This is a genomic window from Microbacterium sp. NPDC090281, from assembly GCF_044769635.1.
Taxonomy (GTDB): Bacteria; Actinomycetota; Actinomycetes; order Actinomycetales; family Microbacteriaceae; genus Microbacterium.
The window spans coordinates 2385598-2399789 of record NZ_JBIVYH010000001.1; the positions used below are offsets into that span (position 1 = coordinate 2385598).

12 protein-coding genes are annotated in these 14192 nt (G+C 66.7%); 6 read left to right on the forward strand and 6 right to left on the reverse strand.

Features of this window, described 5'->3' with window-relative positions:
- Window positions 1-33 precede the first annotated feature (33 nt).
- Window positions 34-924, reverse strand: a complete 891-nt coding sequence (locus ACIQTX_RS11435) for an acyl-CoA thioesterase (RefSeq protein WP_402972198.1) — start codon at window positions 922-924, stop codon at window positions 34-36.
- 50 nt (window positions 925-974) lie between these two features.
- Here ACIQTX_RS11435 and ACIQTX_RS11440 point away from each other — a divergent pair, with 50 nt between their 5' ends.
- A complete protein-coding gene (locus ACIQTX_RS11440) occupies window positions 975-1640 on the forward strand; it encodes a hypothetical protein (protein ID WP_402972200.1) in 666 nt (221 codons plus the stop codon).
- Here the strand turns inward: ACIQTX_RS11440 and ACIQTX_RS11445 are convergent.
- From ACIQTX_RS11445 to pepN, 5 genes are all read right to left on the reverse strand, one after another.
- Window positions 1637-3091 carry a serine hydrolase domain-containing protein gene (locus ACIQTX_RS11445; RefSeq protein ID WP_402972202.1) on the reverse strand — a complete coding sequence of 485 codons (1455 nt, stop codon included), beginning with the start codon at window positions 3089-3091 and terminating at the stop codon, window positions 1637-1639. The genes ACIQTX_RS11440 and ACIQTX_RS11445 overlap by 4 nt on opposite strands.
- 121 nt (window positions 3092-3212) lie before the next feature.
- Window positions 3213-4880 carry an FAD-binding dehydrogenase gene (locus ACIQTX_RS11450; protein WP_402972204.1) on the reverse strand — a complete coding sequence of 556 codons (1668 nt, stop codon included), beginning with the start codon at window positions 4878-4880 and terminating at the stop codon, window positions 3213-3215.
- Window positions 4877-5326, reverse strand: coding sequence for a globin (locus ACIQTX_RS11455; protein ID WP_028501928.1), 450 nt, complete (start codon window positions 5324-5326; stop codon window positions 4877-4879). Before ACIQTX_RS11455 ends, ACIQTX_RS11450 begins: the two co-directional genes overlap by 4 nt.
- Window positions 5323-6393: a mechanosensitive ion channel family protein gene (locus ACIQTX_RS11460; protein ID WP_402973036.1), complete on the reverse strand. Its 1071-nt coding sequence runs from the start codon at window positions 6391-6393 to the stop codon at window positions 5323-5325. Before ACIQTX_RS11460 ends, ACIQTX_RS11455 begins: the two co-directional genes overlap by 4 nt.
- Before the next feature lie 177 nt (window positions 6394-6570).
- Window positions 6571-9123, reverse strand: a complete 2553-nt coding sequence (pepN, locus tag ACIQTX_RS11465; protein ID WP_028501926.1) for an aminopeptidase N — start codon at window positions 9121-9123, stop codon at window positions 6571-6573.
- A gap of 178 nt (window positions 9124-9301) precedes the next feature.
- Between pepN and ACIQTX_RS11470 the strand changes: the two genes are divergently transcribed.
- The 5 genes from ACIQTX_RS11470 to ACIQTX_RS11490 are packed head-to-tail and all read left to right on the forward strand — an operon-like array spanning window position 9302 to window position 14187.
- Window positions 9302-10486 (forward strand): ferrochelatase, encoded by a 1185-nt coding sequence (locus ACIQTX_RS11470; RefSeq protein WP_402972206.1) that lies wholly within the window; start codon window positions 9302-9304, stop codon window positions 10484-10486.
- A 38-nt stretch (window positions 10487-10524) separates the two neighbouring features.
- Window positions 10525-11010, forward strand: coding sequence for a ribose-5-phosphate isomerase (locus ACIQTX_RS11475; RefSeq protein ID WP_021200523.1), 486 nt, complete (start codon window positions 10525-10527; stop codon window positions 11008-11010).
- 1 nt (window position 11011) lies between these two features.
- Window positions 11012-12010 carry an Fpg/Nei family DNA glycosylase gene (locus tag ACIQTX_RS11480; protein WP_402972208.1) on the forward strand — a complete coding sequence of 333 codons (999 nt, stop codon included), beginning with the start codon at window positions 11012-11014 and terminating at the stop codon, window positions 12008-12010.
- A gap of 39 nt (window positions 12011-12049) precedes the next feature.
- Complete coding sequence (locus tag ACIQTX_RS11485; RefSeq protein ID WP_402972210.1) at window positions 12050-12694, forward strand: FMN-binding negative transcriptional regulator; 645 nt, start codon at window positions 12050-12052, stop codon at window positions 12692-12694.
- Window positions 12691-14187, forward strand: coding sequence for an amidohydrolase (locus tag ACIQTX_RS11490; protein WP_402972212.1), 1497 nt, complete (start codon window positions 12691-12693; stop codon window positions 14185-14187). The genes ACIQTX_RS11485 and ACIQTX_RS11490 overlap by 4 nt, the downstream gene beginning before the upstream one ends.
- The last annotated feature ends 5 nt before the right edge of the window (window positions 14188-14192 follow it).

Below are 14192 nucleotides of genomic sequence, written 5' to 3' on the forward strand. Positions count from 1 at the left end.
CGCTCGGGTACGGGGCTGTTGCGAGCAGCTGCCTCAGGACCGGTCTTCAGGAACGCGGATCATGATCTCCTGGGCGACGCTCGCGACGAGTGCGCCCTCGCGCGTGTAGATCCGCCCCGTCGCGAGTCCTCGGCCGCCGCGGGCGCTCGGGGACTCCTGCACGTAGAGGAGCCACTCATCCACGCGTGCCGGACGATGCCACCACATCGCATGGTCGAGGCTCGCCACCTTCAGGCCGGGAAGCGCCCAGTACACCCCGTGCGCGCGAAGGATCGATTCCTGGATGGTCATGTCGCTGAGGTAGGCGAGAGCTGCCCGGTGTAGTCGCTGATCATCGGGGAGAGGCGCGCGTAGGCGCATCCACACGGCTTGGCGCGGCGTACGAGCTTCGTCCTCGGGCAGATACAGCGGCGAGTCGACGTGACGGATGTCTGCAGCGCGGTCGCTCAGCATCCTTGCTGTGCCGGCAGGAAGCCCGTGCACTCGCTGCTCGTCCGGGGCGAGATCCTCCGGAGCGGGGATGCCCTCGGGCATCGGCTCCGCATGCTCGACGCCGGGGCCCTCGTCCTGGAAGGACGCGATCATCGAGAAGATCGGTACACCGTTCTGATAAGCCTGCGCTCGGCGCGTGGAGAAGGATCGCCCATCATGGATGCGGTCGACGGCGATCGTGATTCCCTGGCTCGCGTCACCCGGCCGCAGAAAATAGCCGTGCATCGAATGCACCGCCCGGTCCTCCGGAAGCGTTCGTTCGGACGCGAGAAGAGCCTGGGCGAGAACCTGGCCTCCGTAGATCCGCCCCGTCGGCATCGGGTGTGAAGAGCCGGTGAAGATGTCTTCGGTGGTTCGTGCCTGCGTCGAGTCGAGATCGAGAACCTCGAGAAGTCGTTCGACCGTCTGGATTGCGTGGGCTTGCGCGCTCATGGGGTCCTTTCCGCGACCCAGGGCGCCGCTCCGTTGGTAGTTTAGAACGCGTGCCCCATCACCTCCTTCTCGCCGACCCGGATACCGCGAAGGACGTTCTCACGTTCGTCGGTCGAGCCACCAGGATCACCGATGACGGCGTGCGGCTGCAAGCGGCGAACGGAGTGCTCGCGCTGACGGCCGCGGCTCTCGCCCCGCACGGTCTGTTCGATCAGACACCGACCGTCCTCGCGATGCGGATCGTGCATGCCGATCCCGAACTCGAGTGCGACATCGTCGTCGATCAGTTGACCGCGACGGATGAGCCTCAGCGACTCACTCTCCCGGACACAGGCCTCTCGCCGGCGTGGGCAGGTGTCGCGCCGCCTCGGGCCGCGTGGGCGCCGGTGTCGACCCTGTCCGCATCGGTGATCGCCCAGCGAGCGCAATGGGGTATCTCGGCTGTCGCCCGTGGTGCTGCTCCCGGCTCCGGCGAAGAAGCCGTTCGAGCGTTGCGTGCCGCGATCTGGGGAGAGCCCGACGAAGATCTCGATGGGCTGCCGCGGGGCATCGCCTTCGCCGCCGACGCGATGGGCTTCATCTCCGGAGAGGAGCAGGTTCCGGTGTCGCGATCCGGCAGATGGACGCGACTGGCCTTCCGGCGAGGGCACGTGCTCTCCAGGGGTCCGGTGGCCTCCGGCCTCACGAGTGTCCGCGACACCGGATCTTCCGACTAGGCCGCGGAGCGGAGGCTCCTCCGCAGCGACGCAGGCACCACTCGCAACGCCACGACTCGGCTCACCAGAGCGCTGATCCCCCCGAGCACCATCACCGCTGCGAGTACGTCGAGCAGCGGGAACAGCCAGAGGCCGATCACCCAGTACTGCCAGTTGATCGTCCCTCCGAGCAGCGCGGGGGTGAGCGGCACGAACAGTCCCACGACGACCACGACCGCGAGGGGGAGCAGACGGGGCCAGACTCGCGGTCGCCTCGCAGCGCGCCGCCGTGCCGCCCAGCGCGGTGCTCGAAGCGCAGTCACGGTGAGCAAGACCACCGCGAGCGCGGAGACCCCGAGTAGGACGGCGTTGACGAGGTTCAGCGGATTCTCGTGCGGGATCGCCTTGTGCCCATCGACATCCGCGATGAGGTTCTGCACCAGCTCACCGGGGGAGCCGACTCCGTTCGTGAGCACCACTGCAGCAGTTCCCGTGCCAGGCACGAACGTCATCGACCCCGTGAACGTCGCGAGTGTGCCCCCATGGGAGACGAACCCTGGTGTCTCGCCGTCACCCGGCGCTCGTCGTTCCCAGCCGAGCGCATAGGACGGTGTGGACGGTTGCGCGGCATGGAGCTCGTCGAGGAGAGCGCCGTCCAGCACCTCCACCCCGATCTCGCCCTGGTTGAAGCGGAGCCATTGCACCATGTCCACCAGAGTCGAGACCACGCCGCCGTTGCCGCCGCAGCGCCCCGGCATCTCCGGCATGACGTAGGAGAAGCCCAGGACGACGGAGTACCCCGGAGCGAGGTCATCGACCGTCTGATCGCAGGCATCCAGGCTCAGCGAATCGTGCATTCCGAGAGGTATGAAGAGCCGAATCCGCAGAAAGTCATCGAGCGGTTGACCGGATACGACCTCGACGATGCGTGCAGCGAGCGAGTAGTTCGTGTTGTGGTACTCGAAGCGGCTACCCGGCTCGGCCGTGATGCGCCGGTCCGTCAGCTCTGCGACCACGGCCTTCGTCGTTCGCGGTGCAGGAAGTGCGAACTCGTCATTGGTCTGCAGCGACAGACCTGACGTGTGGGACAGGAGCTGTCGGATCGTGATGTCCTCGTGCCGGGGGTCCGCCATCGTGAACTCGGGCAGGACATCGACCACATGGTCGTCTAGGTCCAGTGCGCCATCTTTCACCAACAGCATGATGGCCGTCGCCGTCATCGACTTGCTCATCGATGCGATCCGGAACCGAGTCTCAGGCGTGATCGGGGCGCCTGTCCCGTCGTGGCCGCTCACGACCGTCTCGCGATCGCCATCAGCGAGCACCGCAGCCGCGACACCCGGTGTCGCGAACGTTTCGATGTATGTCTGTACCCGGGCTTGCGCGGTCGTCGACGCGGATCCCGCGGTTGCCGGTACCGCACCGGCAAGGAAGAATGCAGACAGGAGTCCGAGAACCTTGATGATACGCACGACCCCACAGTAGGGACGAAGGCGGCTCATCTCGATGACGGGACGCACCTGTTCGGGGTAGCCCGAACAGGGCGGAGGGATGACCGGAACCGGGCTGTCCGGAAAGCTGGAAACCCGAGCGTCAGCCCGCTGTCGCCGCTGCTGCTCGACCCGCTACGCGACCGGAGAAGAGGCACCCGCCGAGGAAGGTGCCCTCGAGTGCGCGATAGCCGTGCACGCCACCTCCACCGAACCCACTCGCCTCGCCCGCCGCATAGAGCCCGGGGATCGCCATGCCGTGTGCGTTTAGAGCGCGACCTTCGAGGTCGGTGTTGATTCCGCCCAGCGACTTCCGGGTCAGCACATGCAACTTCACAGCGACGAGCGGGCCCGCGGCCGGATCCTGCAGACGGTGCGGGACGGCAGTGCGGATCAGCTTGTCGCCTCGGTAGCTGCGCATCGAGCGCAGCATCCCGATCTGCGCGTCCTTCGTGAAGTCGTTGTCCATCTCGCGATCGCGGGCGACGACCTCGCGACGGACGTTCTCGATATCGAGGTGTTCGCCGCCAGGATGCCGGTGCATCTGCTCGAGGAGGGACTCGAGGTCGTTCTCGACGATGAAGTCCTGGCCCTCGTCGAGGAACGACTGCACGGGCCCGGTAGGCCCCTTCGCGAGCCGAGACTTCAGCAGGAGGCCGACGTCCTTGCCGGTGAGATCAGGATTCTGCTCGCTGCCGGAGAGGGCGAACTCCTTCTCCACGATCTGTCGTGACGTGACGAACCAGGAGTGGTCGTGGCCGGTGGTGCGCAGGTGTTCGAGCGTTCCGAGGGTGTCGAACCCCGGGAACAGCGGGACGGGGAGTCGCTTTCCGGTGGCATCGAGCCACAGGGAGGAAGGACCGGGCAGGATGCGGATGCCGTGCGACGGCCATACCGGATCCCAGTTGGTGATGCCCTCGACGTAGTGCCACATCCGGTCGCCGTTGATCAGACGGGCGCCCGCAGCCTCACTCACACCGTGCATGGATCCGTCGACGTAGGCGGGTACCCCGGTGAGCATGTGCTCGGGCGGGGTGCCGAGACGCTCGGGCCACGCCGCTCGCACGAGATCGTGATTTCCGCCGATGCCGCCGGAGGAGACGACCGTCGCGTTCGCCGTGATCTCGAAGTCGTCGATGACGTCGCGGGACGATGGAACGCCGCGCCCCGACCCGCTGGTCGCAAGAATGCTGCCTCGCGCACCGATGACCGTGCCATCGGTGACGACCAGGTCAGTGACTCGGTGGCGCGGAAGGATGGTGAGTCGTCCCTCGCGCTCGCCCTGTTCTACAGCCGCCGCGAACGGTGCGACGATGCCGGGACCGGTGCCCCAGGTGATGTGGAAGCGCGGTACGGAGTTGCCGGGGCCTATCGCTCCGTACCCGCCGCGTTCCGCCCAGCCCACGACCGGGAAGAACCCGACACCGCGTTCCCGCAGCCAGGCACGCTTCTCGCCGGCCGCGAACTGCAGGTACGCCTCTGCCCAGCGGCGCGGCCACTCGTCTTCCGGACGATCGAAGCCGGCGTTGCCGAACCAGTCCTGCGTGGCGAGTTCGAGGGAGTCTTTGATCCCGAGTCGCCGCTGTTCCGGGGAGTCGATGAAGAACAGTCCACCGAACGACCACCATGCCTGTCCGCCGAGATTGGTTCGCGGTTCCTGATCCACGAGGACGACGCGCCGTCCGGCATCCAGGGCCTCGGAGGCGGCGACGAGCCCGGCCAACCCCCATCCGATCACCAGGACGTCTGTGGACAGGGGCGTGTTCGTCATGAGCTCTCCGTTGATTCCTGACGCGATCGGGTCTCGAGCGTGGGGCGACCACCGGGATTGGCGCCGATCCCCGACGGCTCGAATGTGTTCACCATGGCATAGGCGGCGCGCTCCAGGTAGTCCCAGAGCGTCGTTTCGTGCAGGGGAGACAACTGCGCCTCGTCGACAGCGGTCCTCATGTGACGAAGCCAACGATCGCGGGCGTCCGCATCGATGTGGAACGGCATGTGCCGCATGCGGAGCCGTGGATGCCCGCGAGTCTCGCCGTAGGTCGTCGGGCCGCCCCAGTACTGCTCCAGGAACATCCGGAGCCGGTCCTCGGCGGGGCCGAGGTCTTCTTCCGGATACATCGGCTTCATCACCGGGTCGAGGGCGACTTCGCGATAGAACACCGAGACGATCTTCGCGAACGTCTCATGTCCGCCGATCTCGTCGTAGAACGTCACTTCTGGGGACTCCCGTCGTCGTTCGGCTTCTTGCGACGCCAGATTCCGCGGTCGGGGATCACCGGCACGCCGGTCACCGCGTTCGGCCTCGTCCTCGGCGGGTTCGCACCGCGGACCCGCCGAGCGCCGTCGAGCCCGGTGGGCACGACGTCGACCATGCGGGGCACGCCGATCTCCTTCTCGAGGAGGGCAGCGCGGAGGCGACGACGCAGTTCCTGGGCGACGTCGTCCTTCGCGTTGGCTCGCGCCTTGATCACGATGCGGACGACGAGAGCGTCTCCGTCGATCGATTCGAGGCCCCACAGCTCCGGCTTCTCGATGATGCGGGTGCGCCACTTCGGGTCCTTCGCAAGACCTTGAGCTGTCTCCAGCATGATGTGCTCGACCTGTTCGAGGTCGGAGTCGCCCGGAACCCCGATGTCGATGATCGAGCGGGCCCACCCCTGCGACATGTTGCCGATGCGGGTGACCTCGCCGTTGCGCACGTACCAGAGCGTGCCGTTGACGTCGCGTACTTGGGTGATGCGCACGCTGACGTACTCGACGACGCCGCTCGCGAGCCCGAGATCGACCACGTCGCCGATCCCGATCTGGTCTTCGGCGACGATGAAGATGCCGTTGAGCACATCCTTGACGATGTTCTGGGCGCCGAAACCGAGGCCGGCACCCACTGCCGCGGTCAAGAGCGTCAGCGAGCCGAGGAGGCTGTTGTCGATCGCGTTGACGATCAGGACGATCGCGATCACGACGAGCATCACGTTGACGATGTTCTGCAGGATCGTTCCGAGCGTGCGAGTGCGCTGCACCAGTCGCATGTCGGCGAGAGGCGAGCGTTCGAGTGCCTGTGTGTCGTCGACCGAGGCCTTGCTCTTCGCGCTGTCCACGATGCGATGCACCACACGTCGGATGACGATACGGAGCACCAGGCCGATGACCACGCACGACGCGATGATGATCGCGACGGTGAGCACCTTCATGCCTGCCTGGCCGAACCAGGCGAACAGGGCCATAACCCAGTCTGGAAGCGGTGTCGGCTCGGGGGGAGTGGAGGTCGTAGAGGGGATCATCATCACCCACGATCCTAGCGATCGGGCCTCTGTGCAGGCTGGGTGGTGGAGCCATACGAAAACGGAGACCATCCGCTCCCGTCACGGCATGTCATGGTGAGACACGCCTGCGGCGGGGGAGATGGTCTCCGTTCTGGCGTGGCCTTCGAATGCGACCACACGGAAGACGCGCCGCGGTCAGTCCTCCGCGTCGCGGGACTGCGCGGCGAGGGCGCGTTCCACGTCTGCGAGGTTCTCGAGGACGAGCCGTCGCAGGGCTGGTGCGGCCTCCTGGTTGGCGGACAGCCACGCACGGGTCGCATCGCGCAGTGCGACGTCGGCCAGCGCCGTCGGGAACAGTCCGACGATCAGGTACTGCGCGATCTGGTAGCTGCGCGACTCCCAGATGGGCAGGAGCATGTCGAAGTATGCGGGGACGAACTCCCCGAGCACCGCGGCTCCTGCCGGGTGCGTGAAGCCGAGCGCCGCAGAGCGGACGATCGTGTTGGGGGCGTCGTCACGCTCGATGAGTGACGCCCACGCAGCCTTCTTGGAGGCTGCGTCGGGAAGGGAAGCGCGTGCCTGCGCGGCGAACTCTCCGCCCTTGGCGGTGTTGTCTGCGGCCAGCGCAGCATCGATGGTCGCGGCGTCCGTCGCGCCGATCGTCGCCAGCCCGACGAGGAGCTGCCAGTTCAGATCGGCGTCGATCTCCAGCCCGGGCAGGGTGTCTTCTCCGGAGCGCAGGCGCCCTACGATGCCGGCGTGCTCCGGGGAAACAAGGGCGTTCGCGAATGCCGTGACGAACTGCAGCTGGCTGTCGCTGCCCGGATCGGCGGATTCAGCAAGGCTCCAGAGTCCATCGGCGATCTTGAGTCGCGCGGCTTCTCGGTCGGCGGGTGCGACGTAGAGAGTCGCAGCGGTCCGCAGCTGGCTGAGCGTGGTGCGCACGGTCGTCGACTCGCTCTCGCGGCCGATGTTGCCCAGCACGAGGTCGAGGTACTCCGACGCGCCGGTCTCGGCATCGCGGGTCTGGTCCCACGCGGCGCCCCACACCAAGGAACGGGCGAGCGGGTCGTGGATGTCGGCGAGGTGGGCGATCGCGGTGGCGAGGGACCTCTCGTCGAGGCGGATCTTCGCGTAGGCGAGGTCGTTGTCGTTGAGCAGCACCAGGTCGGGACGGACGAGCCCCTGGAGCTCCGGCACCTCGGTGCGGTCTCCGTCGACGTCGACCTCGAGGTAGTGCGTGCGGGTGAGCGAGCCGTCGGTCAGCGTGTAGAAGCCGATGCCGAGACGGTGTGGGCGGATCGTCGGGTAGTCCGCCGGCGCGGTCTGCGTGATCGCGAAGCGCGAGATCACGTTGTCATGGCTCTCGGCGATCACGGGTTCCAGGGTGTTGACGCCGGCGGTCTCGAGCCACTTCTTGGACCAGGTGCTGAGGTCGCGGCCACTGGTGGCCTCGAGCTCCGAGAGCAGGTCACTCAGCTCGGTGTTGCCCCAGGAGTGCTTCTGGAAGTACTGGGAGACCCCGGCGAAGAACGCCTCGATCCCGACCCACGCGGCCAGCTGCTTGAGGACGGAGCCGCCCTTGGCGTAGGTGATGCCGTCGAAGTTGACCTGCACGTCTTCCAGGTCGTTGATCTCGGCGACGATCGGGTGCGTCGAGGGGAGCTGGTCCTGGCGATAGGCCCAGGTCTTCTCCATCGCGTTGAAGGTGGTCCACGCCTCGGTCCACTCGGTGGCCTCGGCGGTGGCGATCGTCGACGCCCACTCGGCGAACGACTCGTTGAGCCAGAGGTCGTTCCACCACTTCATCGTGACGAGGTCGCCGAACCACATGTGGGCGAGCTCGTGCAGGATCGTCACGACGCGGCGCTCCTTGACGGCGTCGGTCACCTTGCTGCGGAACACATAGGTCTCGGTGAACGTGACCGCGCCGGCGTTCTCCATCGCACCCGCGTTGAACTCGGGGACGAAGAGCTGGTCGTACTTGGCGAACGGGTAGGGAACACCGAACTTCGACTCGAAGTAGGCGAAGCCCTCGCGGGTCTTGTCGAAGATGTAGTCGGCATCCAGGTGCTGCCACAGGCTCTTGCGGCCGTAGACGCCCAGCGGGACGACGCGGCCCGAGGCGCTCGTCAGCTCCGAAAACGTCGACTCGTACGGTCCGGCGACGAGCGCGGTGATGTACGAGGAGATGCGCGGGGTCGGCTCGAAGCCCCAGGTGGCGGTGACGTCGTCATCATGCACGATGGGCTCGGGCGTGGGGGAGTTGGAGACGACCTTCCAGGCTGCGGGTGCCGTCACCGTGAACTGGAACGTCGCTTTGAGGTCGGGCTGCTCGAACACCGCGAACACGCGACGCGAGTCGGGCACCTCGAACTGCGAGTAGAGGTAGACCTCGCCATCAGCCGGGTCGACGAAACGGTGCAGTCCTTCGCCCGTGTTCGTGTAGAGGCAATCCGCATCGACGACCAGCACGTTCTCGGCCTGCAGTCCGCTGAGCGCGATGCGCGAGTCGGCGAAGACCTCGTTCGGGTCGAGCTGTTCTCCGTTGAGCGAGATCTCGCGTACGTCGCGGGCGATCAGGTCGATGAACGTGAAGCTCTCCGGAGTCGCGGTGAAGCGCACGACGCTGCGGGAGCCGAAGACCTCTGCGCCCTTGGTCAGATCGAGGGCGATCTCATAAGACTGAGTGTCGATGACGTCGCGGCGCTCTTGCGCTTCGATACGAGTGAGGTTCTCTCCAGGCACAGCTGTACTCCCAGGGGTGAGGGGATGTCACCGGGGCTGGGCGCAGTTGGCGCCGACGGCAACCATGACAGCCTACGCCAGTGCGGTAGATGCCCATTCGCATCGGAGCGGGAGCGACGATGGATAGAAACGGCGGTGCACGGACGCCGTGGGTGTGTGGGAGTGGAAGGATGGAGGGGTGACTGCGATCGAGCCGAATGCCGTTCCCTTTGCCTCTCCTGCTGCCGCCGGTGGTGCACCCTTCGTGACCACACCGGTCGCCTACGACGCGATTCTCCTCGCCGGATTCGGCGGACCTGAGGGGCAGGACGATGTGATCCCGTTCCTTCGGAACGTGACGCGCGGGAGAGGAATTCCCGACGAACGGCTCGAAGAAGTGGCCCATCACTATCGCCACTTCGGCGGGGTGAGCCCGATCAACGGACAGAACCGCGTGCTCAAAGAGGCTCTCGAAAGCGCCCTCGCCGAGCGCGGGATCACCCTCCCGGTGTACTGGGGCAACCGCAACTGGGCGCCATACCTCGAAGAGGTGGTGACGGACGCTTCGTCCAACGGGCACACCACCCTCCTGGCATTCGCGACGAGCGCCTACAGCTCCTTCTCCAGCTGCCGCCAGTACCGCGAGGACTTCGCTCGCATCCTGGAGGAGACGGGCCTCGGAGAGACCGTGACGATCGACAAGATCCGTCCGTTCTACGACCACCCCGGGTTCGTGGAGGCGTTCGAGACCGGTGTGCGCGAGGCGGTCGAGGGATTCCTCGCCGATGGCATCGCGGCAACCGATATCCAGATCCTCTTCTCCACCCACAGCATCCCCACCGCGGATGCCGAGCGCTCGGGTGCACGGGACATCGACTGGGGTGAAGGCGGTGCCTATGCGGCCCAGCACCTGGCCGTGGCGGCTTGGGTCATGGATCGAGTCCGTCAGACCGTTCCCGCAGCTGCTGACGTGTCATGGGAACTCGTCTACCAGTCTCGTTCCGGTCCTGCCTCGCAGCCGTGGCTCGATCCCGACGTGTGCGATGTCATCGGTGAACTCCCGGGCCGGGGCCGCAAGGCGGTCGCGGTCGTGCCTGTGGGGTTCATGAGCGATCACATGGAAGTGCTGTGGGATCTCGACACCGAAGCGGCCGAAGCCGCGGAGGAGGCCGGTCTCGCTTTCACGCGCACTCCGACGCCTGGCGTGTCGCCCGCGTTCGTAGCCGGCATCGTGGACCTGATCGAGGAGCGCCTCCAGGGGCGCCCCAACGAGGAGCGCGCTCACGTCACCTCCCTTCCGGGTGGTTTCGACGTGTGCCGTCCCGGGTGCTGCGAGAACATCCGCGCGGGCTTCAAGCCGGCTGCCGCCGGTGTCGCTCCGTGACCACTCGGTGACGGGCGGGCACTTCTAGGATGGGAGCCATGCGCATCCACATCGCCACCGACCACGCGGGACTCGACTTCTCCACGCAGCTGCAGGGACACCTGCGCGCCGCCGGCCACGAGGTCGTCGATCATGGTCCGATCGAGTACGACGCGGTCGATGACTATCCCGCGTTCTGCATCCGCGCGGCCCAGGCCGTCATCGCCGATCAGCGGGCGGGTGTCGAAGCGCTCGGCGTCGTCTTCGGAGGTTCCGGCAATGGTGAGCAGATCGCCGCGAACAAAGTCGAAGGCGTGCGTGCGGCGCTCGTCTGGAACCTCTCGACGGCGGAACTCGCTCGAGAGCACAACGATGCCAACGTGATCTCCATCGGCGCTCGGCAGCATACCTACGACGAGGTGACGTCGTTCATCGACCGCTTCATCGAGACGCCGTTCTCGGGCGACGAGCGCCATGTGCGTCGCATCGGCCAGATCGCGGACTTCGAGCGCGACGGCTCGCTGCTCCCGGACCCGCGGGCCTGAGATGCCCGAGGGTCATTCCGTCCACCGCATCGCTCGGCAGTTCGATCGCAACTTCGTCGGCAAAGCAATGAGCGCCTCCAGCCCACAGGGCCGGTTCGCCGAGGGGGCTTCCGTTCTCGACGGACGCGCGGCGGTGAGCGTGCAGGCCGTCGGCAAGCAGATGTTCTTGGAGACGGAAGGTGATCTCTGGCTCCGCGTGCACCTCGGTCTCTATGGCGCATGGGACTTCGCGGGCGAGATCATCGTCGACCCGACCATCGCCTCGGCCAACGGGCGGATGGGGCAGACGAATCAGCGCGGTACTGTCCTCGATGAGCCGATCCTCGATGACGCGGGCGAGAACTCGCTGTCATCGATCGGTGCGCCGCGTCGCACGCGGGTGCATGTCCGCATGTCGGAGCAGACGAAAGGTCTGGCCGACAAGGGTATGGAGTGGCCGCCGGCCGTCGTCGGACAGGTGCGTCTGCGCCTGATGACCGACATCACCGCTGCGGACCTCCGTGGTCCGACGGCCTGCGTGCTGCAGACGCCCGAGGAGATGCTCGCGACCGTGGCGAAGCTGGGGCCGGATCCGCTGGTCGGAGATCCGGTCGAGAACGAGGAGCGATTCGTTCGAGCGGTCGGGAAGAAATCGACGGTCATCGCACTGCTGCTGATGGACCAGTCGGTCGTGAGCGGCATCGGAAACGTCTATCGCGCCGAGATGCTCTTCCGGCAGCGGCTGAACCCGCACACGCCCGGTCGGGACGTGCCCGAGGACGTCGTGCGCGCGCTCTGGCACGACTGGGTACGACTGCTCGCGGTCGGTGTCGAGACCGGTCAGATGATGACCATGGACGGGCTCACCGGCCAGGACTACCGGGCGGCGATGGCCAACCGGGATGACCGGCACTGGGTGTATCACCGCGCGGGCCTGCCGTGCCGCATCTGCGGGACCGAGATCGCACTCGAGGAGATCGGCGCGCGCAAGCTCTATTGGTGCCCTCGCTGTCAGGCATGACCACGCGCCACGTCGCCACATCAGTCCTAGGCTGATCGCATGCGACAGAATCCCAGTTTCACGTTGGCCGACGTGACAGAGATCCGACGTGTGATCGAGGCGAATCCGTGGGCGACGATCATGAGCGCCGGTGACGACGGGCTCGTCGCCTCCCACTACGCCGTGGTGCTCGATGAGACGCGCGACGACCTCACCATCGTCGGACACGTCGGGCGTCCGGACGACCTCATCCATGGGATGGGGGAGCGGGAGCTGCTCGTGGTGTTCCAGGGGCCACACGGCTACGTCTCACCGGGGTGGTACGGAGACGTCGCGGCAGTGCCCACGTGGAACTACACCGCCGTGCATCTTGCCGGCGTACCCGAGATCCTGACCGATGAAGAGAATCTGACCGTGCTCGACCAGCTTGTGGAGCGCTTCGAGTCGCGGATGCCTGAGCCGCGTCTGATGTGGGAGCGTCCGAACGAGCCCGCCTACGTGCAGCGGCTCGCGTCCGGAACAGTCGGGTTCCGTATGACGCCGACCCGCGTCGTCGCCAAACGGAAGCTCAGCCAGAACAAGTCGCCGGAGACGATCGAGACGGTGATCGCCGCCCTTGCGACCGACGGACCGTACTCGAACCCGGCTCTCGCCGCGGAGATGCGGCGTGCACAGGATGCGCGCCGGGGAGGACAGCAGCAGTGACAGACCGCGGAACGGTGATCGACACCATCAGAGCCGTACGGATCGCCGGACCGGGACGAGAGTTCCTGATCGATGACGAACCGGTGGATGTCTTCATCGCCGATGGACGCATCACGGACATAGCGCCGACCGGCTCGCTGCCGGTTCGGGGCGAAGTCATCGAAGCTGATGGAGCGTGGGCCGTGCCCGGGCTCTGGGACAACCACGTCCACACGGTTCAATGGGCCCTGACATCGGAGCGCGCTCCGCTGGGGCATGCGGCTTCCGCCGCCGCTGCTGCGCAGGCCATGAGCGGTGTCGACGCTCTGCCCGACGGACGACGAGTCGGCACCGGATTCCGTGACGCCCTCTGGCCGGATCGGCCGTCGCTCGATCTCCTGGATGCCACGACCGGCACCGTCCCGACGTATCTCATCAATGCCGACGTCCACAGTGTCTGGCTCAACACCGCCGCTCTCGCTCGTGAAGGTTTCCGAAGCGATGACGGCGTGCTGCGGGAGACGGACGCGTTCGAGATCTCGCGGCGACTGAACGCGGTCGATCCCGCACATGGCGACCGCGCGATGCAGCAGGCTGGAGAGCAAGCCGCCGCGCGGGGCATCACGGGCCTCGTCGACTTCGACATGGCGTGGAGTGCCGAGGCCTGGCCGCGGCGCGTGCAGGCGGGCTTCGCCTCGCACCGTGTCGAATTCGCGATGTACCCGTTCGACCTCGACCGAGCGATCGCAGCAGGGCTTCGGACGGGCGAACTCCGGGAGGCGCCCGACGCACCCGAGGGCGGCCGCGGGCTCGTGCATGTCGGGCCGCTGAAGGTCATCACCGACGGTTCGCTCGGTACGCGAACGGCAGCTTGCTCCCACGCTTATCCGGGGGACCCCGCCAATTTCGGGATGCTGACGGTGCCATCGGATGAACTCGTCGAGCTCCTGACCCGCGCCACCGGGGCGGGGTTGGCGGTGGCCGTGCACGCGATCGGCGACCGGGCGATCACCTCGGCGCTCGACGCGTTCACCACGACCGGTGCTGTCGGATCGATCGAGCATGTGCAGCTCGTGCGGCATGCCGACCTGGCACGGTTCGCCCGTCTCGGGGTCATCGCCAGCGTTCAGCCGCAGCACGCTGTCGACGACCGCGATCTGGTCGACCGTCATTGGTCGGAGCAGACGGCGATCGGCTATCCGCTGGCGTCACTCCGCGATGCTGGAGCAGAGCTGCGTTTCGGATCCGACGCCCCAGTTTCCGAACTCGATCCGTGGCACGCGATCTCGGCAGCGGTCTCACGCACCGACGACGACCGCGCTCCTTGGCATCCGGAGGAGCGGATCACCGTCGACCAGGCACTCGAAGCGAGCGTGCGCTCCGCCTTGCGCCCGGGCGAGCCGGCAGACATCGTGCTCTGCGGCTCCGATCCCCGTAACGCGACGCGGGAGGTGCTCCGATCGATGTCCGTCTTGTCGACGGTGCTGGCAGGACGCGTCACGCACTCGAGGTAGAGCTC

Excerpts from the sequence above, each read along its gene's own strand:
- ACIQTX_RS11480 (WP_402972208.1), top strand. The coding sequence starts at position 11,012 with ATGCCCGAGGGTCATTCCGTCCACCGCATCGCTCGGCAGTTCGATCGC.
- ACIQTX_RS11475 (WP_021200523.1), top strand. The coding sequence starts at position 10,525 with ATGCGCATCCACATCGCCACCGACCACGCGGGACTCGACTTCTCCACG.
- ACIQTX_RS11435 (WP_402972198.1), bottom strand. The coding sequence starts at position 924 with ATGAGCGCGCAAGCCCACGCAATCCAGACGGTCGAACGACTTCTCGAG.
- ACIQTX_RS11450 (WP_402972204.1), bottom strand. The coding sequence starts at position 4,880 with ATGACGAACACGCCCCTGTCCACAGACGTCCTGGTGATCGGATGGGGG.
- ACIQTX_RS11485 (WP_402972210.1), top strand. The coding sequence starts at position 12,050 with ATGCGACAGAATCCCAGTTTCACGTTGGCCGACGTGACAGAGATCCGA.
- ACIQTX_RS11460 (WP_402973036.1), bottom strand. The coding sequence starts at position 6,393 with ATGATCCCCTCTACGACCTCCACTCCCCCCGAGCCGACACCGCTTCCA.